Source organism: Georgenia deserti (assembly GCF_042680605.1).
GTDB classification, from domain to species: domain Bacteria; phylum Actinomycetota; class Actinomycetes; order Actinomycetales; family Actinomycetaceae; genus Allobogoriella; species Allobogoriella deserti.
Map to the genome: position 1 here is coordinate 161033 of NZ_JBHUEE010000009.1, position 25281 is coordinate 186313.

At 71.8% G+C, this 25281-nt stretch carries 20 protein-coding genes; 1 reads left to right on the plus strand and 19 read right to left on the minus strand.

All coding sequences use genetic code 11. The features are described from left to right. The 19 genes from ACFSE6_RS16255 to ACFSE6_RS16345 all read right to left on the minus strand — a co-directional run bounded on the left by ACFSE6_RS16255 (position 1) and on the right by ACFSE6_RS16345 (position 24382). Positions 1-801, minus strand: coding sequence for a hypothetical protein (locus ACFSE6_RS16255; RefSeq protein ID WP_388009596.1), 801 nt, complete (start codon positions 799-801; stop codon positions 1-3). Further along, entirely contained in the window at positions 798-1751 is a 954-nt protein-coding gene (locus tag ACFSE6_RS16260; RefSeq protein ID WP_388009599.1) for an ATP-binding cassette domain-containing protein, read from the minus strand. The genes ACFSE6_RS16255 and ACFSE6_RS16260 overlap by 4 nt, the downstream gene beginning before the upstream one ends. Then, positions 1748-2107, minus strand: coding sequence for a GntR family transcriptional regulator (locus ACFSE6_RS16265; protein WP_388009602.1), 360 nt, complete (start codon positions 2105-2107; stop codon positions 1748-1750). Before ACFSE6_RS16265 ends, ACFSE6_RS16260 begins: the two co-directional genes overlap by 4 nt. Positions 2108-2286: 179 nt before the next feature. Continuing rightward, positions 2287-3381 carry an amidohydrolase family protein gene (locus ACFSE6_RS16270; RefSeq protein WP_388009605.1) on the minus strand — a complete coding sequence of 365 codons (1095 nt, stop codon included), beginning with the start codon at positions 3379-3381 and terminating at the stop codon, positions 2287-2289. A 4-nt stretch (positions 3382-3385) separates the two neighbouring features. Further along, complete coding sequence (ffh, locus tag ACFSE6_RS16275) at positions 3386-4972, minus strand: signal recognition particle protein (protein WP_388009608.1); 1587 nt, start codon at positions 4970-4972, stop codon at positions 3386-3388. Between the two features lie 36 nt (positions 4973-5008). Continuing rightward, entirely contained in the window at positions 5009-6814 is a 1806-nt protein-coding gene (locus tag ACFSE6_RS16280; protein ID WP_388009611.1) for a [protein-PII] uridylyltransferase family protein, read from the minus strand. Positions 6815-6843: 29 nt separating this feature from the next. Then, complete coding sequence (locus ACFSE6_RS16285) at positions 6844-7182, minus strand: P-II family nitrogen regulator (protein WP_388009614.1); 339 nt, start codon at positions 7180-7182, stop codon at positions 6844-6846. Further along, positions 7179-8447, minus strand: coding sequence for an ammonium transporter (locus ACFSE6_RS16290; RefSeq protein ID WP_388009617.1), 1269 nt, complete (start codon positions 8445-8447; stop codon positions 7179-7181). Before ACFSE6_RS16290 ends, ACFSE6_RS16285 begins: the two co-directional genes overlap by 4 nt. A gap of 212 nt (positions 8448-8659) precedes the next feature. Then, on the minus strand, positions 8660-9826 hold the full coding sequence (gene ftsY, locus ACFSE6_RS16295) for a signal recognition particle-docking protein FtsY (RefSeq protein ID WP_388009620.1): 1167 nt from the start codon (positions 9824-9826) through the stop codon (positions 8660-8662). Between the two features lie 73 nt (positions 9827-9899). Then, positions 9900-10208, minus strand: coding sequence for a hypothetical protein (locus ACFSE6_RS16300; RefSeq protein ID WP_388009623.1), 309 nt, complete (start codon positions 10206-10208; stop codon positions 9900-9902). A 105-nt stretch (positions 10209-10313) separates the two neighbouring features. Next, entirely contained in the window at positions 10314-13871 is a 3558-nt protein-coding gene (gene smc, locus ACFSE6_RS16305; RefSeq protein WP_388009626.1) for a chromosome segregation protein SMC, read from the minus strand. 67 nt (positions 13872-13938) lie between these two features. Beyond that, positions 13939-14370, minus strand: coding sequence for a nucleoside-diphosphate kinase (gene ndk / locus ACFSE6_RS16310; protein ID WP_388009629.1), 432 nt, complete (start codon positions 14368-14370; stop codon positions 13939-13941). Between the two features lie 11 nt (positions 14371-14381). Continuing rightward, complete coding sequence (locus tag ACFSE6_RS16315; protein ID WP_388009632.1) at positions 14382-14843, minus strand: DUF4233 domain-containing protein; 462 nt, start codon at positions 14841-14843, stop codon at positions 14382-14384. Positions 14844-14904: 61 nt separating this feature from the next. Further along, complete coding sequence (dhaM, locus tag ACFSE6_RS16320; RefSeq protein ID WP_388009635.1) at positions 14905-15642, minus strand: dihydroxyacetone kinase phosphoryl donor subunit DhaM; 738 nt, start codon at positions 15640-15642, stop codon at positions 14905-14907. Further along, on the minus strand, positions 15642-16274 hold the full coding sequence (gene dhaL / locus ACFSE6_RS16325; protein WP_388009638.1) for a dihydroxyacetone kinase subunit DhaL: 633 nt from the start codon (positions 16272-16274) through the stop codon (positions 15642-15644). The genes dhaM and dhaL overlap by 1 nt, the downstream gene beginning before the upstream one ends. Positions 16275-16313: 39 nt before the next feature. Beyond that, positions 16314-17315, minus strand: a complete 1002-nt coding sequence (dhaK, locus tag ACFSE6_RS16330; RefSeq protein WP_388009641.1) for a dihydroxyacetone kinase subunit DhaK — start codon at positions 17313-17315, stop codon at positions 16314-16316. 55 nt (positions 17316-17370) lie between these two features. After that, the gene (locus ACFSE6_RS16335) at positions 17371-18762 is read right to left on the minus strand and encodes a bifunctional folylpolyglutamate synthase/dihydrofolate synthase (RefSeq protein WP_388009644.1); all 1392 of its coding nucleotides are present in this window, start codon (positions 18760-18762) and stop codon (positions 17371-17373) included. Further along, complete coding sequence (gene ileS, locus ACFSE6_RS16340) at positions 18759-22118, minus strand: isoleucine--tRNA ligase (RefSeq protein WP_388009646.1); 3360 nt, start codon at positions 22116-22118, stop codon at positions 18759-18761. Before ileS ends, ACFSE6_RS16335 begins: the two co-directional genes overlap by 4 nt. A gap of 296 nt (positions 22119-22414) precedes the next feature. Further along, complete coding sequence (locus tag ACFSE6_RS16345) at positions 22415-24382, minus strand: DUF2207 domain-containing protein (protein ID WP_388009648.1); 1968 nt, start codon at positions 24380-24382, stop codon at positions 22415-22417. A 132-nt stretch (positions 24383-24514) separates the two neighbouring features. Here ACFSE6_RS16345 and ACFSE6_RS16350 point away from each other — a divergent pair, with 132 nt between their 5' ends. Beyond that, positions 24515-25177 (plus strand): PepSY domain-containing protein, encoded by a 663-nt coding sequence (locus ACFSE6_RS16350; protein ID WP_388009651.1) that lies wholly within the window; start codon positions 24515-24517, stop codon positions 25175-25177. Positions 25178-25281: the final 104 nt, after the last annotated feature.

The window sequence follows — 25281 nt, forward strand, 5'->3', positions numbered from 1 at the left end:
TCAGCTCCTGGAGGTGGCGATGGGGACGGATCGGGTCAGCCGGGCGAAGGCGAGGGTGCCGACCAGCGGCACGACGAGGGCGAGCAGCGAGTAACCGGCCGTGGGTAGGTCCAGGAAGGACCCGAGCAGGCCGGCGAGCGCGTCCTGGCTGAGCAGGGCCGGGAGCACGGTGAGCGGCAGCAGCGCGGTGCCGCGCCAGCCGCCGAAGCGGTAGTAGGTGATGCCGACGAGGAGGCCGGCCACGGCGCCGCTGAAGGTGCGGACCGCGTATGTGAGGGCGGCCACGGCGAACCCGCCGGTCCACGGTGCCGGTGCGGTGATCGGCCCGTCGTCGCCGGTCTCGACGACGTGGGCGTGCTCCCAGCCGACCGCCGCGTACACGGCCGACTCGGCCAGTAGCCCGGCCGCGAGGATGATCCCGTAGGCGAGACCGACCGCGGCGGCCGTCAGCAGGGCGGCACGCAGGAACGAGCGGCGCGTCATGCCGGTGGCGACGTGGACGGTGAGCATGGCCGCCACGACGGTGACCATCATGGCGAACGGGAACCAGAGGGCCCCGTGCACGGCGAACTGCAGGTAGGAGATCTGCACGCCGACCGGTGTGCGGCTCAGGATGAGCACCGCCGCCAGCCACAGAAAGACGATGACGCCCCAGAACCAGACACCGAGGTAGAGCTGCATGCCCAGCATCCAGCGGGCGGCGCGCCACCACTGGGGCAGGCTCGGGTCAGGCCGTCCGGCCAGCCGCATGGAGCCGGCGGTCAATCCGGTGAGGTCTGCGCCGGTGGTGTGCTCTCTCATCGGGTCCTCCCGGTGTGGTCCTCGGCGCCGGCGCCGGCGGGGCGGCGCGTGTCGGTCAGGTGCACGAACAGGTCCTGGAGTTCGACCGGTCCGATCTCGAGGCCGGCGTCACGCAGCCCTTCGACGGTGCTGCGCGGCAGGGCGCCGCCCTCGCCCATCACGGTGACCTGCTTGGTGCCGCCGAGTGAACGCTCGGCGAGGACGGTGAGGGCCCCGGCCGAGGAGAGGGCGGCGTCGACCTCCTCGGCGCGGCCGGTGACCGCGGCGCCGCGGGCGCGCAGGTCGTCGGCGTCGCTGGTCAGCAGGACGGTGCCGCGGTGCAGGACGACGACGTGCTCGAGCAGCTTGTCCAGCTCGCTGATGAGGTGGGTGGAGAGCACGATGGTGCGTGGGTGGGCGATGTAGTCCTCCAGCAGGACGTCGTAGAAGGCGTAGCGCGAGGGGGCGTCCATGCCGAGGTGGACCTCGTCGAGCATGGTCAGCGGGGCACGGGAGGCGAGTCCGGCGATCACGCCGAAGGCGGAACGCTGGCCGCGGGAGAGCTTGTTGACGGCGGTCTTGGTCGGCAGCTCGAACAGGTCGAGGAGACGGCCCGCCAGCTCCTCGTCCCATGCGGGCCGCGCCGAGGCGAGATACCGCAGGTTCACGGCCAGCGGCTCATCGGCGAGGACATCGCCCGATTCGCGTACGAGGCAGATCTGCTCCATGAGGGCTTCGTCATCGAAGGGGTCCTTGCCACCGACGAGGACGCGACCTCGGGTGGGCCGCCGCAGAGCCGCCAGCAGCGAGAGCAAGGTGGTCTTGCCCGAGCCGTTGCGGCCCAGCAGTCCGGTGATGGCCCCGGGCGGGATGGTGAGACTGACGCCGTCGAGCGCCCGCGTGCGGCCGTAGTGGACGGCGACGTCCTGGACGTCGACGGCCAGCGGCGGCGCCGGGTCGGTGGTGGTCACTGTGCAGACCTCTTCCTCACGTGGTCGATGAGTTCGTCCTGGCCGATACCGAGCGTGCGTGCCTCGTCCAGTACGGCGTCCAGCCGGTCGGTGAAGAACGCGGCGCGGCGGCGCTCGCGCAGCAGGTCGCGGGCCCCTTCGCTGACGTACATCCCTAGTCCTCGCTGCTTGTAGAGCACGCCCTCGTCCACCAGCAGGCCGAACGCCTTGGCGGCCGTGGCGGGGTTGATCCGGTAGGTAGTGGCGTACTGGGTGGTCGACATGACGTGGTCCCCGGGCTGCAACGTGCCGTCGAGAACCTGCCGGCGCAGGTGCTCGGCGATCTGCAGGTAGATCGGCTCGGGACCGTCGAACACGGCGACCTCCCTAGTCCCTTGGTTCATTACTCGACTAATGAACCATAGAACCAGTCGGCACACAAGCCCCGGACGGGCCGGATTCCAGACGGATCGGGTTCGTGATCGCAGGCCGGCTCAGGCCGGGGCGGGTCGGCCCGGTCGCCGTCGGCGGGCCGGCCCCGGTCGCCGGGGCGACGTCAGATGAGCCGGCCGCGCAGGATGACGGCGCTGGGACGCTCGAGCACGGTGATGTCCCGGCGCGGGTCGGCCTCGTAGACGACGACGTCGGCACTCGCGCCGTCGGCGATGCCGTCGGCCCGGAGATAGGCCCGCCCTTCCCACGAGGCGGCGGCCACCACGGCAGCGGTGGGGACGCCGGCCCGTGCCACCTCGGCCAGCTCCGCCGGCAGCGAGCCGTGCTCGATGTAGCCGCCGGCGTCAGAGCCCATGAGGAGCGGCACGCCGGCCTCGTACAGGTGCGCCACGTGCTCGTGGCGGCGGGCGTGCATGCGCCGCATGTGTGCCGCGTACACGGGGTACTTCGGCTCGGCCTGTGCGGCGAACTGCTCGAACTTGGCCACCTGCAGCAGGGTCGGCGTGACGGCGACACCGCGACGGGCGGCCTCGACGATCTGGTCGCCGTCCATCCCTGTCCCGTGCTCCAGGGCGTCGATCCCCGCCTCGAGCAAGGGGCCGACCGCCTCGTGAGAGAACGTGTGCGCGGTGACCCGGGCGCCGTTCTCGTGCGCCGCAGCCACCGCCTCACGCAGGACCTCCTCCGGCCACAGCGGCGCCAGGTCGGCCTCGGCCCCGGCGGACCGGTCGATCCAGTCCGCGACGAGCTTGACCCAACCATCGCCCGCGCGGGCTTCCTCGGCGACGGCCTCGGGCAGGTCGCCGACGTCGTCGAGCTCGCGGGCGAAGTGGCGCAGGTACCGCTTGGGCCGCGCGAGGTGGCGCGCGCACCGGACGAGCCGGGGCATGTCGGCGCGGTCCTTCACCCAGCGGTTGTCCATCGGCGAGCCGGCGTCGCGGACCAGCAGCGTCCCGGCGTCGCGGTCGGCCGCGCCCTGCTCGAGGGCCTCACGTTCGGTCACGGCACCGTCGGGGCCGAGGCCGATGTGGCAGTGGACGTCGACGAGTCCCGGCAGCACCCACCCGTCGATGCGGCGGGCCGCATCCGCTCCCGCCGGCGGAGTCGTCGAGAGCCTGCCGTCGAGGACCCAGACCTCGTCGAGAACCTCTGAGCCGTCGGCGATGACCGGACCGGTCAGATGCAGCACCTGACTCACCGGATCACCGGAGGAACTTGGCGAGGTCCTCCAGGTCCGGCTCCTGCTGGCCGACCGACTGACCCTGCTGGCCGAGGCCGAAGGAGGAGCCCTGCGGGGCCTGCTGCGCCTGCGCGGCGAGCTGGGCGGCCTCCCGCTCCTGCTGGGCGCGCTTGGCGGGGTTGCCCGACTTGCCCTTCTTGCCCTTCTTCTTCGGCGGCGGGGCCATCTTGCCCTTGGACTTCTTGCCGCCGCCGGGCAGGGCACCCATCCCGGGAACGCCTCCCATGCCGGGCATCCCCTTGCCGCCCGACCGGGCCATCTGCCGCATCATCGTCTTGGCCTGGTCGAACCGCTCCATGAGCGAGTTGATCTCGGACACGGTCGTGCCGGACCCGCGGGCGATGCGTTGGCGGCGCGAGCCGTTGAGGATCTTCGGGTCGTTGCGTTCGGCCGGCGTCATCGACTGGACGATCGCCTCGATGCGATTGATCTCCCGCTCGTCGAAGTTCTCGAGCTGGTCGCGCATCTGGCCCATGCCCGGCAACATGCCGAGCATCTTCTTCATCGAGCCCATCTTCTTCAGCTGGGCGAGCTGGGCGAGGAAGTCCTGGAGCGTGAAGTCGCCGTCGCCGGCGAGCTTGCTCGCCATCTCCTCGGCCTGCTCGGCGTCGAAGGTCCGCTCGGCCTGCTCGATGAGCGTGAGCATGTCGCCCATGTCGAGGATGCGCGAGGCCATCCGGTCCGGGTGGAAGCGCTCGAAGTCGGTGAGCTTCTCCCCCACCGACGCGAACAGCACCGGCTTGCCGGTCACCCCGCGCACGGACAGGGCGGCGCCGCCGCGGGCGTCGCCGTCGAGCTTGGACAGGACCACGCCGGTGAAGCCGACGCCGTCGGCGAAGGCCTGGGCAGTGGAGACGGCGTCCTGGCCGATCATCGCATCGAGGACGAACAGGATCTCGTCCGGGTCGGTCGCGTCGCGTACGTCGACGGCCTGCTGCATCATCTCGGCGTCCACACCGAGGCGTCCCGCCGTGTCGATGATCACGACCGAGTGCATCTTCTCGCGGGCCTGCTGCACGCCCGAGCGCGCCACAGCCACCGGGTCACCGACGCCGTTGCCCGGCTCCGGGGCCCACACCGGGACACCGGCCCGCTCGCCGACCACCTGGAGCTGGGTGACCGCGTTCGGCCGCTGCAGGTCGGAGGCCACGAGCATCGGCGTGTGCCCCTGGTCCTTGAGCCAGGTGCCGAGCTTGCCCGCCAGGGTGGTCTTACCGGCACCTTGCAGACCGGCCAGCATGATGACGGTCGGCGGGTGCTTGGCGAAGGTGAGATCGCGCGACTGACCGCCGAGGATCTCGACCAGCTCGGCGTTGACGATCTTGACGACCTGCTGCGCGGGGTTGAGCGCCTGGGAGACCTCGGCACCCTTCGCGCGTTCGCGCACGTTGGCGGTGAACTCGCGCACCACCGGCAGCGCGACGTCCGCCTCGAGCAGCGCACGCCGGATCTCCGAGACCGTGGAGTCGATGTCGGCCTCGGAGAGGCGGCCCTTGCCGCGCAGCTGCTTGAAGGAGGCGGTGAGCCGGTCGGACAGGTTGGCGAACACGACGTGGGACCTCTGGACGGTGGTGGGACTGACTCCTCAGGGTAACGCGGGCCCGGCCAGCGCCGTCGCCACCCTGCGGGTGAGGGCGTCGACGAGCCCGGCGCGCCAGGCGGTCCACACCTGCGGCCCGGTGGCCCGCGAGTCCGCCTCGGTCAATCGGCGCAGCATGCGCAGGAGCGTGACGTCGCCGTCGACGGCGGCCGCCACCTCCTCGACGACCTCCGGGTCGGCCGGGTCCCGGCTGATGGCGAACACCGGCAGCAGCAGGTGCTCGCGGACGAGGAGGACGACGACGTCCCGGCCGACCGGGTCCAGGCCCAGCCGCTCGAGCAGCGGGCCGGCGATCTCGGCGCCGGCCTCGGCGTGCTCCCCGCGGCCGGGGAGCTTGCCGATGTCGTGCAGGAACGCCCCGAGTAGGAGCCGGCGGTCGGACGCCTCACCCGGGTCAACCGGACCGGTGGCGGGGATGCCGGCCACCGTCTCGATCAGGTGCCGGTCGACGGTGAAGCGGTGCAGCGGATTGCGCTGCGGCCGGTTGCGCACACCCGCCCACTCGGGCAGCCAGGTGGTCACGACGCCGGCCAGGTCGAGCGCCTCCCAGACCGGGACCTGGGCAGGCCCGGAGGCGAGGATCTCGCAGAGCAGATCGAGTGCGGTCGGGGGCCACGGTTCCGGCAGCGGCGCTGATCGGGCGAGCGAGTCGAGCATGCCGGGTGAGAGCGGGAGCCCGGTGCGGCACGCCGCGGCCGCCGCCCGTAGCGTCAGCAGGGCGTCCTCGGCCGGGTCGAGGTCGCCGGCGAGGACGATCTCGCCCTCGTGCTCGAGCAGACCCGGGGCCACCTCGGGCAGGCGCGGTGGGCGGGTGCGGCCGCGGACGATGCGGGGGCGTGGAGGGCTCTTCCGGCGCGAGTTCCTCACCTGGCTGGCCCGTCGCACGGTGGTGTCCAGCGCATGGGCGACGACGCGTGACGCGCCGGCGACCGAGGCGAGCAGGTCGTCGGCCGCGTCGGTCACGGCCATTCCCCTCGGGGTGGTGTCGACCACCTCGCCGCCGCTGATGAATCCCAGGCGGACGGCGACGTCGTCCTGGTCCGCCAGCCGGAGGGTGTTGGTGGCCCGTCGGGTGGTCACCGCGAGCGCGTCGCGCACGTCGAGCAGGTGGGCGTAGGCGTGGTCGAACTCGCCGCCGCGGTGCGGCCGGTCTGTCAGCCACGACGCGGTCAGCGCCTCGACGACGACGGCGTCCCGCAGTCCGCCACGGGCCTCCTTGAGGTCGGGCTCGATGAGGTACGGCACCTCGCCGAACCGGTCGGCGCGTTCGCGCAGCGAGTCGAGGAGATCCTGCAGGCGCCGCCGGGATCCGGAGCGCCAGTCCGCCAGGACGGCGGACGAGGCGGCCTCGCCGATCTCGGGGTCTCCGGCGACGGTGCGCAGGTGCAGCAGCCCGACGGCGGCAGGCAGGTCGCGGGAGGCGACGTGCCGGCACTCCTGAAGCGTGCGCACCGCGTGGTCGAGCCGTAGGCGGGCGTCCCACACCGGGTACCACAGCGCCTCGGCGAGCGCGGCCAGTCGGTCGTCCGCAAGCCCGTCATGGATGACGAGCAGGTCGAGGTCGGCCATGGGGCCGCCGTCGCGCCGTCCCAGGCTGCCGACGGCGGCCAGGGCGACCCCGGAGCCGAGATCGTCCCCGGTGGTCGCGGCGGCGTGGTCCCACAGCTCGCGCAGTGCCGCGTCGGTCAGCTCAGCGAGCCGGCGACGGTAGGCGGCGCCGGACTCCCCCGGTCGGGGCGGCGGTTCCACGAGCCGGGCCCGGTGCAGCTCCGCCAGCAGGGGCAGGTGCACCGGGCCCGGGCTCGGTCGTGTCGTGGACGTCACAGGGCGTCGGAGCCGCGCTCCCCGGTGCGCACCCGGACGATGTCCTCGACGGGGACCGTCCAGACCTTCCCGTCGCCGATTCGCCCGGAGTGGGCGGCGCCGACGACGGCGTCCACCACGGCATCCGCGTCCTGGTCACCGACGACGATCTCGACCCGCACCTTCGGCACGAGCTCGATCGTGTACTCGGCACCGCGGTAGACCTCGGTGTGGCCGTGCTGACGGCCGTAGCCGTTGGCCTCCGAGACGGTCATGCCGTGCACGCCGGCGGACTCGAGAGCCTTCTTGACGTCGTCGAGCCGGTGCGGCTGGACGATCGCGGTCACGAGCTTCATGCCCTTACCTCCTCGGTGAACCGGCCGGCGCCGATGCCTTCGTATGCGGACTCGCCGTGGACGGTCTGGTCGATTCCGCTGACCTCGACATCCTCGCTCACCCGCCAGCCCATCGCAGCCTTGAGGATCATCGCGACGACTGCCGTGATCACGGCCGAGAACGCCACCGCGATGACGGCGATGATGACCTGCACGGCGAGCTGACCTGCGCCGCCGCCGTAGAACAGCCCGGATCCGGTGGCGAGGAAGCCGAGCGAGACGGTGCCCCACAGGCCGGCGACGAGGTGGACGCCGACGACGTCGAGGGAGTCGTCGTAGCCCCACTTGTACTTCAGGCTGACGGCCAGCGCGCTGAGCACACCCGCGACGGCACCGACGACGATCGAGCCGACGGGGCTGACGTCACCGGCGGCCGGGGTGATGGCCACCAGACCGGCCACGACACCCGACGCCGCACCGAGCGAGGTGGCGGCGCCGTCGCGGATCTTCTCCGTGACCAGCCAGCCCAGCATGGCGGCCGCGGTGGCCGTCGTGGTGTTGACCCACGCCAGGCCGGCTGCCTCGTCCGCGCCGTAGGCGGATCCCGCGTTGAAGCCGAACCAGCCGAACCACAGCAGAGCGGCACCGAGCATCGTCAACGGCAGGCTGTGCGGCTTCATGGGCACCGTGCCGAAGCCCCGGCGCCTGCCGACGATGAGCGCGAGCACCAGCGCGGCGGCACCGGCGTTGATGTGCACGACCGTGCCGCCGGCGAAGTCGATGGGCGCGGCGATGGAGGCGAACGGGCCCTCGTCGCTCAAAAGTCCCCCGCCCCAGACCATGTGCGACATCGGGAAGTAGGACAGGGTCGCCCAGATACCGGCGAACACCATCCAGGTGCCGAACTTCACGCGGTCGGCGATCGCGCCGGAGATGAGGGCGACGGTGATGATCGCGAACGTAGCCTGGAAGCCGACGTCGACGATCGTGGGCATGTAGGTGGTGTCGGTGAGCCCGGCCTCGGCCTCGAAGCTGCCGCCGAGGCCGAACTGGTCGAACGGGTTGCCGACGATCCCGCCGAGGGATTCGCCGTAGGACATCGACCAGCCCCAGAGCACGTAGATGACGGCGACGACGCCGATCGCGCCGAACGACATCATCATCATGTTCAACACCGACTTGGACCGGGACATGCCGCCGTAGAAGAGCGCCAGCCCGGGGGTCATGAGGAGCACGAGGGATGCTGAGACCAGCATCCACGCGGTCACTCCGGTATCCAGCTCCATGGTTCCTCCCTTGCCAGCGCGCGCGGCTGGCCGGGAACCACAGTCCTGCGTCGTCGTTTCGATCCCTGGACGGTCGTGTTTCAGTCGTGTGACAAGTCCTCACGGGTCGTCACGATTGTGTTGCCACGCGGACGGCATCTCGCTTCGCGAGACGTCCGATACTGCCGTGGCCGGCCGCGGGGCGGACCGGGGTGTGGCGGGATGGGGTGATCTCAGGAGAGCAGGGCGTCGACGAACTCCTCAGGGACGAACGGGGCGAGGTCGTCCGCCCCCTCGCCCAGACCCACGAACTTCACCGGGACGCCGAGCTCCCGCTGAACCGTGACGACGATCCCGCCCTTGGCGGTCCCGTCGAGCTTGGTCAGCACGATGCCGCTGATGTCGACGACGTCGGCGAAGACCTGCGCCTGCCGCATCCCGTTCTGACCGGTGGTGGCGTCGAGGACGAGCAGGACCTCGCCGACCGGGGCCTGGCGAGACATGACGCGCTTGATCTTGCCGAGCTCGTCCATGAGGTCCTGCTTGTTCTGCAACCGCCCGGCGGTGTCGACGATGACGGAGTCGGCACCGGCCTCCCGGCCCTGCTTCACGGCGTCGAAGGCGACGGCCGCCGGGTCGGCGCCCTCCCGGTCGGACCGGACGACGTCGACACCGACCCGGGAACCCCAGGTCTCGAGCTGGTCGGCGGCGGCGGCGCGGAAGGTGTCGGCGGCACCGAGGACGACCGATTTGCCCTCGGCGACGAGGACGCGGGCCAGCTTGGCGACCGTCGTCGTCTTGCCGTTGCCGTTGACGCCGACGACGAGCACGGTCGCCGGGTGCGGCTCGCCGTCGTCGCCCACCACGGGCGTGGCGGCCAGGCGGCGGTCCATGTCCGGACCGACCAGTGCGAGCAGCTCCTCGCGCAGCACGCCGCGCACGACCTCGGGGTCGGTGGTACCGAGGACCTTGGTGCGCGTACGGAGGGTGTCCATGAGCTCGGTGGTCGGGCCGATGCCCACGTCCGCGAGCAAGAGGGTCTCCTCGATCTCCTCCCAGTCGCTCTCGGTGAGGTCCCCCCGGGAGAGGATCGACAGGAGCGCCTGGCCGACGGTGCCCGAGCGCGCGAGCCTGGCCCGCAGGCGCTGCAGGCGGCCGGCGACGGGTTCGGGCCGCTCAAGCGTCGGGGTCGGCGCCGGGACCTCGGTAGCCGGCTCGTCGGTCGCCGCCGTCGGCGGTGCCGCGGTGGCCTCGGCGTCCGGGTCGAGGGTCTCGGCGGTCTCCGGCGGAACCGTCGGGGCTCCGCCGCCACGACGGCGGAGCAGCCCGATGCCGCCGAGGACGACCCCGAGGACAACGACGGCCAGGACGACGAGGAGGATGAGGGTCTGATCGGTCACGGACCCAAGTCTGACCTACGCACCCGGTGGGACGAAAAGCGAGCCGGCGTCGCGACCCGCCGGCGACAGGGCGTCAGCGTTTGGTGATGTGCCGGGCGCGGTCGCGCACCTCGTCCCAACGGGCGACGAACTCCTCCGGCCGGGCGTAGGCGGGCCGGTCGTCCGGTGTGCCGAGGGAGAAGAGCTCGTCTACGCGGGCCTCCTGCGAGACCGGCGCGGCGACCTTGTCCCGGCCGAGCTCGTCCGACCGCCACGCGTGGTAGGACTCGCGGAGCCAGGCGAGATAGCCCTGCTCGGGCTTCTGAGGTCCGAGCAGTACGGCGAGCACTCCGAGCGCGATGAGCACCACGAGGATGGTGAGGAGGATGCCCGCGATCGTCATACGTCCAGTATCACCTCAGCCGCGTGAACACGCGGCTTCTGCGGCGTGTCGGCGTGGCGTCGACGCCGTGACGTCGGTCACGGCGGTCGGGCGGACCCGCGTCGCCTACACCGCTTCCCTCTCGCGCTCCAGTCGCTGCGAGATCACCGCGGTCACGCCGTCACCGCGCATGGTGACGCCGTAGAGGGCGTCGGCGACCTCCATGGTGCGCTTCTGGTGGGTGATGACGATGAGCTGCGAGGAGTCGCGCAGCTCGGCGAAGATGTCGATGAGCCGGCCGAGGTTGACGTCGTCGAGAGCGGCCTCGACCTCGTCGAGGACGTAGAACGGGCTGGGGCGGGCCTTGAAGATCGCCACGAGCAAGGCGACCGCGGTCAACGACCGCTCGCCCCCGGAGAGCAGCGAGAGGCGTTTGACCTTCTTGCCGGCCGGCCGGGCCTCGATCTCGATGCCGGTGGTGAGCATGTCCTCCGGCTCGGTGAGCACCAACTTGCCCTCACCCCCGGGGAAGAGCCGGGAGAAAACGCCGGCGAACTCCCGGGCGGTGTCCGCGAAGGCGTCCGCGAAGACCCGCTCGACCCGCTCGTCGATCTCCCGGACGATCTCGAGCAGGTCCTTGCGCGACTTCTCCAGGTCGGCGAGCTGATCGGTGAGGAACTTGTGCCGTTCCGCCAGGGCGGCGTGCTCCTCCAGGGCGAGCGGGTTGACCTTGCCGAGCCGGGCGAGGTCCTTCTCGGCACGCTTGAGGCGCTGCTGCTGCTCCTCCCGCACGTAGGGCCGCGGCTCCGGCTGGTCCTCGCCCTCCGGCGCCGTCTGGGGTACGAGCTGGTCCGGGCCGTACTCGTCCACCAGGACGCCCGGTTCGATCCCCAGTTCGTCGACGGCCCTCTCCTCCAGCTGGGTGACCCGCAGGCGTTGCTCGGCGCGTGCCAGCTCGTCCTTGTGCGCGGCGTCGGTGAGCTTGGAGACCTCCGCCCCGATCTCGTCCAGGCGGGTGCGCACCTCGGTCAGGGCCTGCTCGCGTTCGGCGCGTTCGCTCTCGGCCCGTTCGCGTGCGTCGGCGGCCGCGGCGACGGACACCTCGAGTGCTGCCGCGGCCCGCGCGGCGCCGTCGCGCACGTCGGTGGCCACCTGTGCCTGTGCGGCACGGCGGGCGGCGGCATCGGCGGCCCGGCGGCGGGCGTCGCGCTCCTCCTGGGCGGCCGCGGCCAGTGACGCGGCGCGGCCGGCCAGGGCGGAGGCGCGCTCTTCAAGGGTGCGCAGGGAGAGACGGGACTCGGTCTCGCGGGAGCGTGCCTCCCTGGCCACGGTGGCCGCGCTGTCGCGGGTCTCGGTCGCTCCGGTGAGGTCGTCCTCGGTCTCGGCGGGCTCGCGCTGGGCGATCTCGAGCCGTTCGGCGAGGGCCTCGAGCTCGGCGGTGTGCTCGGCGATCTCCGCCTCGGCCCGTTCGATCGCCGGTCGGATGCGCTCGGCCTCGGACTCGGCCCCGCGCAGGGCGGCACCGTGCCGGCTGAGTTCCTCCGCGACGGCGGCGTAGCGCGCGTCCGAGGCGTGCAGCGCCTCGAGAGTCTCCTTCGCGCGGGCACTCGCCGCCTCCACGCGTTCACGCGCGGGACCGAGAGCGAACCTCGCCTGCTCGGCCCGGGCCGTGGCGGCGTCGATCTCGCTGAGCGCCTCCTCGTGGGCGGCGTGCAGCTCGAGGACGCTCGGAGCCCCGGTGGCACCGCCGTGGGCGGTGACAGCGGAGAGCAGATCCCCCTCGCGGGTGACCGCGGTCAGGGACGCGTCGGCGGCGACGGCGGCGCGCGCCTCGGCCAGACCGTCCACGACCACGACGTCGGACAGCAGCCTGGTCAGGGCCGCACCGAGGCGGTCGGCCGCCTCGACGACGTCGAGCGCCCACCGCCCGGCGGGCGGCTCGGATCCGGCCGGCGCGGCGATCTCGCCGCCGGCCACCAGCACACGCACCTGGCCGGTGTCCTCGTCCCGGGCGCTGCGCACGGCGTCGACGGCGACGTCGACGGATTCGACGAGGGCGGCGTCCGCGACGGCACCGAGGGCGGCGGCGACGGCGTTCTCCCAGCCGGAGGAGACCGTGAGGTGGTCGGCGACGGGTCCGAGGACACCGGCTGCCCCGGACTCCAGCAACGTGCCGGTCCCGTCTTTGCGCCGCAGCGACATCTCCAGGGTGTCCCGCCGCGCGCTCCAGGTCGCGCGGTCGCTGTCGGCGACGCGTTCGGTCTCGACGAGCTCGGCCACGACGCGCTCGGCCTCCTCGAGCTCCCGGGCGGCCTCCTCGTGGGCCTCGTCGAGGCCTTCCTCGCCCTCCTCGACGCCGGCGACCTGCTGCTCGAGCTTGGTGAACTCGGTGCGGGCGGCCCGGGCACGCTCCTCGGCGGCGGCGAGGTTCTCGCGCAGGCGCCCGAGCTCGGCCTCGGCCGCCTCGAGGCGTGAGCGCCGGGCCCCGACCTGGCCGGTGAGGCGAGCAAGACCCTCGCGCCGGTCGGCCACGCCCCGGTGCACCGCGGCCAGCGCGCGCTCCGCCTCCTGTTCCGCCTCCTCGGCCTCGCGGCGGGCCGTGACGGCGTCCTCGAGTGCGGTCCGGGCGGCGTCGATCTCCTCGCCGAGGGCCTGTTCCTGCTCCCGTACGGCGGCGGCCTGGGCCTCGAGCTCCTCGGGTTCGGAGCCGCCGTTCGCAGGTTCCTCGGGCGTAGCGGAGCCGAGCAGGCGGACGCGTTCGGCGGCGACGTTCTCCAGGGAGCGCATGCGTTCGCGCAGTCCGGAGAGTTTGTACCAGGTGTCGGTGGTGCGGCTGAGCCGGGGCGCCGCAGCGGCGGCCTCCTGCTCGAGCCTGGTCAGCTCGGCCCGTGCCCGCTCCTGCTCGGTCTCGGCCGCCTCCCGGCGCTCTCGCAGCGCGGACTCGTCGGCCTCCTCCTGGGCGAGCTGGGCGGTGAGCTGGACGAGATCGTCTGCGAGCAGGCGGGCGCGGGCGTCACGCAGGTCGGCCTGCACCACCTGGGCGCGCCGGGCGACGTCGGCCTGCCGCGCGAGAGGGCCGAGCTGACGGCGGATCTCGGTGGCGAGGTCGGTGACCCGGGCGACGTTGGCGGACATCGCCTCGAGCTTGCGCAGCGCCTTCTCCTTGCGCCGGCGGTGCTTGAGCACGCCGGCGGCCTCCTCGATGAAGCCGCGACGGTCCTCCGGGGTGGCCTGCAGCACCGAGTCGAGCCGTCCCTGCCCGACGATGACGTGCATCTCCCGGCCCATGCCGGTGTCCGAGAGCAGCTCCTGGATGTCCAGCAACCGGCACGAGTTGCCGTTGATGGCGTACTCCGAGCCGCCGGAGCGGAACAGGGTTCGCGAGATGGTGACCTCGGAGTACTCGATCGGCAAGACCCCGTCGGTGTTGTCGATCGTCAGGGACACCTCGGCCCGGCCCAGCGGCGCGCGGGTGGAGGTGCCGGCGAAGATGACGTCGGCCATGTTGCCGCCGCGCAGCGACTTCGCGCCCTGCTCGCCCATGACCCAGGACAGGGCGTCGACGACGTTGGACTTGCCTGAGCCGTTCGGCCCGACCACACAGGTGATGCCCGGCTCGAGGTGCAGCGTCGTCGCGGACGCGAAGGACTTGAACCCCCGCATCGTGAGCGTCTTCAGGTGCACCCGGTCAGCCTAAGACGTTCTCGGCGCCGCTCCGCGGATCTCACCCCTTGCCGGCCAGGCGGCGCGGTCAGCGTTGCGGGAACCAGATCCCGATCTCGCGCGCCGCCGACTCCGGGCTGTCGGAGCCGTGCACGAGGTTCTGCTGGACGGTGGTGCCCCAGTCTCGGCCGAGGTCGCCACGGATGGTTCCGGGCGCGGCGGAGGTCGGGTTGGTGGCTCCGGCGAGGGACCGGAAGCCCTCGATGACGCCGTTCCCCTCGACGATGGCGGCGACGAGCGGACCCGAGGTCATGAACTCCAGCAGCGGCTCGAAGAACGGCTTGCCCTCGTGCTCGGCGTAGTGCTCGGTGAGCAGGTCGGCGCCGACCGTGCGCTGCTCCAGGGCGGTGATCGTGTAGCCCTTGGCCTCGATCCGGCGCAGGATCTCGCCGGTGAGCTGGCGGGCGACGCCGTCGGGCTTGATGAGGACGAGGGTGCGCTCAGGCTCAGTGGTGGTCACGTGCGCCTAGGTTACCGGCGCGCGCCGGTGCCGCTGTCCGTCCCGCGGTTGCGCTCGGCGTAGTGGCGCAGCTCGGCGCGGTAGCGCTCCTGGCGTTCGGCGTCGATCCGGGCACCGACGCGGAGCGAGACCACCCACAGCAGGGCGAAAAGGCCGCCGACCACGAACATGGCGGGCACCGCGATGCCGGACGCGATGACGAGCACCTGCACGACGGACCCGACGACGTAGCCGCCACGGCGGCCGAGCAGGCCGGTCGCGACCACACACACCAGCATGAGCGCCCCGCCCACGCCCCACACCAGGGCCGGGTCGGCAGCACGCAGCCCGTGGGCGACGAGGGTGGCGAACAGGACGACGAGGGCCTCGGAGATCAGCACCGAGGCGGTGAACATCCGCCGCGCCGAGCCCGGTTGGCGCGGCGGTGGGTCCGCGCGCTCGTCGGCCGTACGGCCCGGGGTCTCCGCCTGCACCGGACCAGGTTAACGGGACGCGAGCCTGCTGGGCGGCCCGCTCTCAGTTCGGCACCCGCTCTCAGTTCGTCGCGACGCCCTCCCCGAAGCCGTCGGCCACGCTGTCGGCGACGGCGTCCATGGCCTCGGCGGCCTGCGGTCCCGAGGCCGTGACGTGGATGGTCTCGCCCTTGCCCAGGCCGAGCGCCATGAGCGCGAGCACGCTGGCGCCGTCGACGCCGTTGACGGTGACGGTGGCGTCGAACCCGGTGACCAGCCGTGCGAGGGTGGCGGCGGGCCGCCCGTGCAACCCGACCTCGTTGACGAGGACGAAATCCTGGGCGAGCGCGTCCGCGTCCTGGGCGACCTCGTCCGCGCCCGTCGCGGGCTCGGGCGACGCCGTGGTGCGACCGGCACCGAACGTAGCGCCCGCCTCGGTCACGGCATGCGCGACGGCCGCCCGGTCGGCGCCGCCCTGGGCGCTGACGGCCGCGGCCACGGCCCCCTCGACGAGCGGGCCGTCGGCGAGCGTCACGGCGTCGGCGACCGCCCCCTCGAGCATCTCGAGGACACTCTCGGCGGTCATGGTCGCCGAGCCGAGATCGGTGACGACCACGACGCTGTCGATCCCGTCCACCGCGAGCAGATCGGTCACGGCGGCGTCGACGAGCTCGAAGCTCGTCCCGATCCCGCCGTCGTCGGTCCCGCCGGCGGGCCGGAGTGGCACCTCCGGCGCCATCTGCCCGGCCACCTCGACGACCCCCTCGGCCAGCTTGGCGGAGTGGGAGACGACGACCAGGCCAGTGCGGACGGCGGCCATCACTGCGCCTCGGCAGCCTCGGCGGCCGCCTGCAGCAGCAGTGCGGTGGACTGAGCGCCCGGATCGCGGTGCCCGGCGGAGCGCTGCCCGAGGTAGCTCGCCCGGCCCTTGGTCGCCACCATGGGTTCGGTCTCCGCTGCGCCGGTGGCCGCAGCCTCGGCAGCGGCACGCAAGGCGGCCACGGGACCGTCGGCGGCGGCCTCCCGGGCGGCGCGCGCGGCCGGAACCCAGGCGTCGACCATCGTCTTCTCGCCCGGCTCGGCCTTGCCGCGAGCCTGGATGCCCTCGACCGCGGCGTCCAGCAGCGCCACCACCCCGTCGCCGTCCACGGCGTCACCGGCCGCCTTGGACGCACGCAGGAACGCGGTCCCGTACAACGGACCCGCCGCTCCGCCCACGGTGGACATCAGCGTCGTGGCGGCGGTCTTGAGCACCTCCCCCGGCGACCCGGGCGCCTGGGTGGCGAGTTTGGCGGTCACGGCCGTGAATCCGCGGTCCATGTTCTCGCCGTGATCGCCGTCGCCGATCGCCCGGTCGAGGTCGATCAACGCGATGCGTTCGGCCGAGACGGCGGCGCGGGCCCGCTCCATCCAGTCCAGTGCCCAGGCGTGACCGAGGGTGTCCGTTGCCATGCGTCCTTCTCCTTGTGGTTCCCGAGGTTCCCGGGGCCGTCAGAGCCCGCGGCGGAGCGCGACCGTGCCTACTGGAGCGTCCCACAGTTCGGTGAGCGTCTCGTCCAGTCGCAGCACGGTGATCGAGGCGCCCTGCATCTCCAGCGAGGTGATGTAGTTGCCCACCAGCGACCGGGACACCTCGACGCCGCGGGCGGCGAGCACGTCGTGAGCGTGACCGTAGACGATGTACAGCTCGGACAGCGGGGTGCCACCCATGCCGTTGACGAACAACAGCACCTTCTCCCCCGAGGAGAGCGAGAGGTCCTCGAGCACCGGGTTCAGCAGACGGTCGGTGATCTCGTCGGCGGGTGCGGCCGGAATCCGTTCCCGACCGGGCTCCCCGTGGATCCCGATGCCGATCTCGATCTCGTTCTCGCCCAGGTCGAACGTGGGCTGCCCGGCGTGCGGCACGGTGCAGGAGCTCAACGCCGCACCCATCGACCGGACGTTCTCGATGACCTGCTCGGCGATGGTGGCCACGGATTCGAGGTCCTCGCCCCGTTCGGCCGCCGCACCCGCGATCTTCTCCACCAGCACGGTGCCGCCCACGCCCCGGCGGCCCGCGGTGTAGAGCGAGTCCTCGACGGCCACGTCGTCGGCGACGACGACGGAACGCACGGTGATGTCCTCGGCCTCGGCCAGCTCGGCCGCGGTCTCGAAGTTGAGCACGTCGCCGGTGTAGTTCTTGACGATGTGCAGCACACCGGCCCCGCCGTCGGCGGCTTTGGTCGCCTCGAGGACCGGTTCCGGGGTTGGGGAGGTGAACATGGCGCCGGGCACGGCCGCGTCGAGCATGCCCTGACCCACGTAGCCGGCATGCAGGGGTTCGTGGCCGCTGCCGCCGCCGGAGACGAGTCCGACCTTGCCGGCCACGGCTCCGCCGGCACGGCAGACGAACAGCGGGTCCTCGTTGACACGAACCGTCTCGGGGTGGGCGAGGCCGAAGCCCCGGACCGACTCGGTGACGACGTCGCCTGGATCGTTGATGAGCTTCTTCACCGACGTGCTCCTTCGGTAGTCGGGCCGGCCGGGTCCGGCCGTCGCCTCAAGTCTGCTACGACTTGCGCCCCAACAGGGTGCGAACGTCGGCGGCGAGCAAGACGGAACCGACGACGAGTACCCCGGTGGTCGACGATACGGCGGCCGCGTCGTCGGTTCCGGCCTCGGCGAGGGTGACGGCGCGGTCGATCGCGTCGTCGAGCCGCTCGGCGAGATGCACCTGGTCCGGGTCGAAGACGTCCCGCGCCACCTCGGCCAGGTCCTCCACCGGCATGGACCGCTCGTTGTGGGCCCGGGTGACGACGACCTCGTCGAGCATCGGCTCCAGCTCGGCGAGGATCCCCTCGGCGTCCTTGTCCGCCATGACGCCGACGACGCCGACGAGGCGGGAGAAGTCGAACGCCTCCTCCACCGCCTCGCGCAGCGCCACGATCCCGGCGGGATTGTGCGCCGCGTCGAGGAGGATCGCGGGACTGCGACGCACCAGCTCGAGCCGTGCCGGCGAGTCGACCCCGGCGAACCCCTGCTCGACGACGTCGCCGTCGATGGCCCGACCGCCGAAGAACGCCTCGACGGCGGCGAGCGCCAACAACGCGTTGCCGGCCTGGTAGGCACCGTGCAGCGGCAGGAAGACCTCGGTGTACAGGGCCGCAGGCGTGCGCAGGCTGAGCATCTGCCCGCCCACGGCGATCTGCCGGTCGACGACACTCATGTCCTCGCCGACCCGCACCAGGCGGGCACCGTGCTGCGCGGCCGCCGAGAGGATGACGCCCTCGACCTCCTCGTGCTGGGTGTCGGCAATGACGGTGGAGCCGTCGGTGATGATGCCGACCTTCTCCGAGGCGATGTCGGTCAGCTCGTAGCCGAGCCAGCGTTCGTGGTCGCGCTCGACGCGGGTGATGATCTCGACGCCGGCGTCGGCGACGTTGGTCGCGTCCCAGCGGCCCCCCATACCGACCTCGACGACGGCGACGTCCACGGGGGCGTCGGCGAAGGCGGCGTAGGCCATGACGGTGTAGACCTCGAAGAAGCTCAGCGGCGGCCCGCCGGCGGCCTGGCTGCGCTCGTCCACCATGGCGATGTACGGGGCGACGTCCTCCCAGGTCTCGACGAACTTCTCGGGGGAGATCGGCTCGCCGTCGATGGCGATGCGCTCCCGCACGGTGTGCAGGTGCGGGGAGGTGAAGCGCCCGGTCCGCAGGTTCGACTCACGCAGCAGCCGTTCGATCATGCGGGCCGTGGAGGTCTTCCCGTTGGTGCCGGTGAGGTGGATGACCTGGTAGGAGCGGTGCGGGTCGCCGAGGAGCTCGAGGACGTCGCGCACCCGGTCGAGGCTGGGCTGGACGTCGTGCTCGGGTGCGCGCTGCAGCACCTCCGAGTAGATGCGACGGACCTGCTGCTCGATGGCGGTCTCCTCGCCGCCCCGGTCCGCGGGCCCGCCGGTCACCGGGCACCGACCTTGGTCACCGAGACCTCGGCCGCCCCGTTGCCGCCGGGGGCGACGGCGAGGTCGACGGCGAGCGTCTCGCGGGCGATGAGGTCGCGGTGGGCCTCCACGGCGGCCACCTTGTCCGCGGGGACTGTCAGGTCGAGACGGATGCGGTCGGCCACGTACAACCCGACCTCCTTCCGGGTGTCCTGGACCTGGCGGACCAGGTCGCGTGCGTACCCCTCGGCGGCGAGTTCGTCGTCGACGGCGAGGTCGAGAACCACGAACCCGCCGCCGGCGAGCAGCGCGGCCCGCGAGTCACCGCCGACGACCGTCGGGTCGACCTCCGTGGCGAGCTCGTACTCGCCGGGTTCGAGGGCGATGCCGTCGACGGTGACACCGCCGTCGGTCTCTTCCCACCGGCCTTCGCGGGCGGCGCGGATGACGCGCTGGACGTGCTTGCCGAGCCGCGGGCCGGCGGCGCGGGCGTTGACCGTCAGCTTGGTGACGATGCCGTAGTCAGCGGCGGCGCCGTCGTCCAAGCCACGCAGGTCGACCTGCTTGACGTTGACCTCGTCGGAGACCAGCCCGGTGAACGGCGCGACAGCGTCCGGCTCGGGCAGCACCACGGTCAGCGACCGCAGCGGCTGGCGGACGCGCACCTTCGCCGCCTTGCGCAGGCCGTGGGTGACCGAGACGACGTCGCGAGCGGTGTCCATCGCCGAGACCAGTTCCGGGTCGGCGACCGTGTCCGGCAGCTCGGGCCAGTCGGTCAGGTGCACGCTGCGGCCCCCGGTCAGGCCACGCCAGACCTCCTCGGTGACGAGCGGGGCGAGCGGGGCCATGACCCGGCAGAGGATCTCCAGGACGGTGCCGAGCGTGTCGAACGCGCCGCGGTCCTCGTCCCAGAACCGGTCGCGTGAGGTACGCACGTACCAGTTGGTGAGCAGGTCGAGGTAACTGCGGATCGACTCGCAGGCGCCGGCGATGTCGTAACACTCGAGCTGGCCCGCGACGGTGTCCGCGAGCTGCTTGGTGTGCGCGAGGAGATACCGGTCCATGACGTGCAGGTCACGCAGCCGCTGCGCGTCGGCGAGGTCCAGCGGGGTGTGCCGGTAGCCACGGCCGTCGTCCACGGTGCCCGCGTAGAGCTGGAAGAAGTACCAGGTGTTCCACAGCGGCAGCAGGATCTGGCGCACGGCGTCGCGGATGCCCTGCTCGGTGACGACGAGGTTGCCGCCGCGCAGGATGGGACTGGCCATGAGGAACCAGCGCATGGCATCGGCACCGTCACGGTCGAAGACCTCGCGCACGTCCGGGTAGTTGCGCAGCGACTTGGACATCTTCTGCCCGTCGGAGCCGAGCACGATGCCGTGCGAGACGCAGGCCGAGAACGCGGGCCGGTCGAACAGCGCGGTGGCGAGGATGTGCAGGGTGTAGAACCACCCGCGCGTCTGCCCGATGTACTCGACGATGAAGTCCGCCGGGAAATGGCCCTCGAACCACTCGGCGTTCTCGAACGGGACGTGGTTCTGCGCGTAGGACATCGAGCCCGAGTCGAACCACACATCCAGCACGTCCTCCACGCGCCGCATGGTCGAGCGCTCCCCCTCCGGGCGCGGATCGTCCGGGTTGGGGCGGGTGAGCCGGTCGATGAACGGCCGGTGCAGGTCCACCTCACCGTCGGCGCCGCGCGGAAGCTCGCCGAAGTCCCGCTCGAGCTCGTCCAGGGACCCGTAGACGTCGATCCGGGGGTACTCGGGGTCGTCCGAGCGCCACACCGGGACCGGACTGCCCCAGAAGCGGTTCCGCGTGATGGACCAGTCGCGCGCGCCTTCCAGCCACTTGCCGAACTGACCGTCCCTGATGTGCTCCGGGACCCAGGTGATCTGCTGGTTGAGCTCGACCATCCGGTCCTTGAAGGCCGTGACCTGGACGAACCACGAGCTCACGCCGCGGTAGATCAACGGCTGCCGGCACCGCCAGCAGTGCGGGTAGGAGTGGTCGTAGGTCTCGCGCCGTAGGAGCACCGTGCCGGGGCTCACCGAACCGCGAGCGGAGCGAGCCTGGTTCGGTGAAGCATCATCGGGGAGCGGAGCGACCTCCACGCCTTCCCGTGTGGCGTTCTTCAGGTGGTCGATGATGTGCGGGTTGGCGTCGAAGACCTGCATCCCGGCGTAGTCGTCGACGGGCTGGGTGAAGCAGCCGTCCGGGCCGACCGGCATGACGGACTCGATGCCCTCGCGGTCGGTGGTGGCCTTGTCGTCCTCACCGAAGGCGCCGGCGCTGTGCACCAGCCCGGTACCGTCCGTCGTCGTCACATAATCGTCCGCGACCACGCGGTGCGCGCCGGGGTGGCCGGCGTAGTAGCTGAACGGCGGCGTGTACGACAAGCCGACGAGATCGGCGCCGGTGTACCGGGCGACGATCCGCTCGCGCAGCGCCTCGGCGTCGCCGCCGGCGAGCTCACGCGCGTAGGCGTCCAGGCGCGCCTCGGCCAGGACGTACCGCTCGGTACGGTTGGGCTCACCGGGGTGCGGGGCCTCGACGACGACGTAGTCGATGTCCTCACCGACGATGACGAGGAGGTTGGACGGCAGCGTCCACGGCGTCGTGGTCCAGATGAGGGCGAGTGCGCCACCGAGCGGGTCGTCCTCGTCGGTGGCCGCGAGGCGGAAGCCGACGGTGACGGCCGGGTCCTGACGCATCTGATAGACGTCGTCGTCCATCCGCAACTCGTGGTTGGACAGCGGCGTCTGGTCGTTCCAGCAGTACGGCAGGACGCGGAAGTCCTCGTAGATGAGGCCCTTGTCGTAGAGGGATTTGAAGGCCCAGAGCACCGACTCCATGAACTCGGGGTTCATGGTCTTGTAGTCGTGGTCGAAGTCGACCCAGCGGGCCTGGCGGGTGACGTAGTCACGCCACTCGTCGGTGTACTTCAGGACCGAGGCACGGCAGGCCGCGTTGAAGGTCTCGATGCCAAGCTCGAGGATCTCGTCCTTGGTCTTGATGCCGAGCTGGCTCATCGCCTCGAGCTCGGCCGGCAGGCCGTGGGTGTCCCACCCGAAACGGCGCTCGACCCGCTTGCCGCGCATGGTCTGGAACCGGGGGACCACGTCCTTGACGTAGCCGGTGAGCAGGTGGCCGTAGTGCGGGAGCCCGTTGGCGAACGGGGGGCCGTCGTAGAAGACGAACTCGTGCTCGCCGTCAGCTCCCGCCGGCCGGTTCTCGACGGAAGCCGCGAACGTCCCGTCCTGGTCCCAGTACGCGAGGACGTCCTGCTCGATCTCGGGCAGGCGCGGGGACGCCGGCACCTCGGTGCCGGGCCGGTGCAGGGGGTAACGCGCGGAGGTGGCGTGCGGCTCGCCGGTCAAGGGCTCTCCTCGGTCGTGACGGGTCCATCACGCGAGGGAGACGACGCCGCCCGGCCCGCCCCGATCCGGGCGAGTGAGTGGCGCAACCTCGGTACCACCTCGCTTGCCGCATCCGCCGGGTCGATCGGGGATACAGCCGCTCGTTACGGGCTGTGACGGGCCCTTCCCGTCCGGTTCTACTGAGGGCCGGGCGCTGGACGGCCGGTCCCGTTCTTCCGGAGGCTCACCGGTGATGGCCGGGTCGACGCCTGTACGCGCCATTCTAACGCGTCTAACGCGGCCGGCGGGCTCTGCGCTCAGCGACCGCCCCCGCCGCCTCCGCCACCTCCACCGCCGGCACCGCCGCCCCCGCCGAAGCCGGAACCGCCGCTGGAGCCGGTGGTCGGCGAGACCGCCGAGCTGAACGAGGACATCGAGCTTCCGATCGAGCTGATGTTCGGCATCGCCCCCGGCGTCGAGCCGACGTACCACGTGGTGTCGACGTGCGCCCGGCCCTGGGCCTGCAGCTGTTCGAAGATCTCGGCCCAGCGTTCCGCCACGCCGAAGACGATCGCGTAGGGCAGGTATCGCGAGAAGACGTCGATACCCTCCTCGAACCGGATCTGCTCCGCCTCGGCCGTGGTCAGATACAACCTGAAACCACGGATCTGGTCGTACAGAGCGCGTCCGGCAGCGGTCCGTCGGTAGGAGGTCCGGTACGTGACGGCCCGCAGGAACAGCCAGACCACCAACGCTCCGAGGATCGACAGCAGGATCGTCTGCGCCGAGGGCGGCAGGAGGTTCCCGGCGGTGCCGCCGAACGTGGCGAAGGCGACGAGGGTCGCCAGGATCACCTGGACGAGCAACGTCCAGCCCCTGCGGGTCATCCCCGCCTTGGTCCGGTCCGTGGGCTCGATGGGGCGGACGAACAGCCGTCGCCGGTCGACGGCCCGCGCGACCTCCTTGCGGACCTCGCCCGTACTCTTGGCAAAGCTCTGCTCCTTCTTGAGCGCGCTCAACCGCACCGTGGGTCCGTCGCGGAACAGCGCGCCGAGAAGGTACCGCTCGTCCGGGGTCATCTCCCCGCGTCGCTCGAACGCGTTCGACGCAAGGGCCAGCTCCCAGTCCTTGGGCCTGCCCCGCCGGTCGGCGTCGGCCTCGCGGATCCGGAGGAAGCCCCGGACCGCGAGGTCGACCATCGTGGCGGCGACAGCACTGTTCGGGACCGAGAGACTGTCGATCGCAGCGGCCTCTGCCGGGCGGACCCCGTCGGGAGGGATGAACCGGACGGTCTCGACAGGCTCGCGCTCGAGCTGGGCCACCGGATGGGAGTCCTCCTCGTGTGCCGGCGGGAACGTGCCCGGCGTCAGCCCGACGAAGTGGAAGTCCCGCCCCTCGCGGATCCGGCGCCGGAGACCGAGGACGTACAGGGCGAGAAGCGCGAGGGCCGGGACGGGCCAGAACCGGGTGAGGACGTCGGCCACCGGGTCGGTGACGGTGGCGATCCGTTGCTGGGTCAGGGTCTCGCCGGCCACGTCGCCCTGGGCGGGCACAAGGATCGGCTCGATGTCGTCGAAGGTCCCGGCGGGGAAGGCGACGGCGATGGTCTGCTGTTCGCCCGGGTCCAGGTCCTCGTGGGTGAAGAAGGTCGCCCGGTTCCCCTCACTCGTGCTCTGCGCGCACTCCTGGTCCGAGCCCGAGGCACCCTCCCAGCACTCCTGGTCGGTGATGTCGACCGGTCCGCGCACCCTCGTGGTCACCGTCTCGATGGTGTTCTCCCACTGGTCGCCGGTGACGTTCCAGAACAACTCGTCCTGGTCCGGCACGCCGTCCTCGCCGCGGATCGCGTTGAGCGCGCCGTCCACGGTGTAGCTCAGCTCGTAGGTCTGGACCCCGCTGCGGGTCTCGCTCGAGCCGTCCGGTGCGCCGATGTCCAGGTCGAGGTAGGCGTCGTCGCCGGCGACCCACACGTCCGCCGGGGCACCAGAGGGGCTGGTGACGTCGACGTCGTCGTACTCGTAGACCCGCATGAGATCGGGGTCGTCCGGCCAGGCGAACCGCTGGGCGAGGGACCGTCGCAGACCGAGACCTTCGCGGCTGCCGAAGTCCCATTCGTACGTCTCCGTGACGTGCAGCGTGCCGTCGGCGTCGATCTGGATGTCGATCGTCAGGTCCCGGATGACGTCGTCCTCGGTGTCCGCGGCCGCCGGGGCCGCCGTCAGGACCGCACCGAGCGCCGCAGTGACGGTGGTGAGCACGGCTGCGATGGCACGAGTTCCCCCCATAGGGTTCACCGTATCCAAGGACGGCGCGGGACCTGACCGCCGCGGCCGAAGACCGCAAACCGCGACTTGTGGATGAGCGGAGGCTCATTTCCTCCTCATGCGGGACTCATGAATTGGCACCATGCTGGATCCATGCGCACGCCGAGACGCCGCACGACGGTCCCGTCCCTGGCCGCCGCCGTAGCCCTGATCCTCGCCGCATGCGGCGGGGAGTCGGGTGGCGGGGACCCGCCGGAGGAGGCCACGTCCGAGCAGGCCACCACCGAGGAACCGGCGGACGAGAGCCCGACGGACGACGGCGAGGACCAGGGCACGGACGCAGGCACCGGCGGAGCCGACGAGTCCTCGCCCACCGGCGACAGCGCAGGGGGTGGGGGCGAGAGCACCGACGTCGCTCTGGACGCGATCGCCACCGCCGAGGACGAGGCCGGTGGCCAGGCCTACGCGATCGACGACCCGGACGAGGACGGCACGTGGGAGGTTGACGTCGCCGTCGACGGTCGCAGTGTCGAGGTGCAGGTCAGCCCTGGCGGTGACGAGGTGCGCCGGACGGAGCAGGACGACCTCGACGGCGAGGACCGGCGGGCCCTCCAGGAAGCCGAGATCACTCTTGCGGAGGCGATCGAGCGCGCCGTCGCCGAGGCGGGTGGCGTGCTCGGTGACGCCGAGCTCGACGAGGACGACGGGCGGGCCTTCTGGTCCGTCAGCCTCGATCTGCCGGACCGGGGCGACGTCGAGTACCGGGTGGACACCGCCTCGGGCGAGGTCTCGCAGGACCGCGACGAGGACGACTGAGCGAGCACGCCCGTTACCTTCTTGGTGATCCCGCGTGGGCGGGGTTGTGGTCGCTGGGTCCGGCATGACTGTCTGCCCCTGTCGTTGATGATCCGGGGGGTGTT

Bases quoted from the DNA above. Each gene is read 5' to 3' on its own strand.
- dhaM (WP_388009635.1), bottom strand. From the start codon at position 15,642: ATGGCCGCCGTCCGCACTGGCCTGGTCGTCGTCTCCCACTCCGCCAAG.
- ACFSE6_RS16345 (WP_388009648.1), bottom strand. From the start codon at position 24,382: ATGGGGGGAACTCGTGCCATCGCAGCCGTGCTCACCACCGTCACTGCG.
- ACFSE6_RS16300 (WP_388009623.1), bottom strand. From the start codon at position 10,208: ATGACGATCGCGGGCATCCTCCTCACCATCCTCGTGGTGCTCATCGCG.
- ACFSE6_RS16285 (WP_388009614.1), bottom strand. From the start codon at position 7,182: ATGAAGCTCGTGACCGCGATCGTCCAGCCGCACCGGCTCGACGACGTC.
- ACFSE6_RS16255 (WP_388009596.1), bottom strand. From the start codon at position 801: ATGAGAGAGCACACCACCGGCGCAGACCTCACCGGATTGACCGCCGGC.
- ACFSE6_RS16350 (WP_388009651.1), top strand. From the start codon at position 24,515: ATGCGCACGCCGAGACGCCGCACGACGGTCCCGTCCCTGGCCGCCGCC.
- dhaL (WP_388009638.1), bottom strand. From the start codon at position 16,274: ATGGCAACGGACACCCTCGGTCACGCCTGGGCACTGGACTGGATGGAG.
- ACFSE6_RS16290 (WP_388009617.1), bottom strand. From the start codon at position 8,447: ATGGAGCTGGATACCGGAGTGACCGCGTGGATGCTGGTCTCAGCATCC.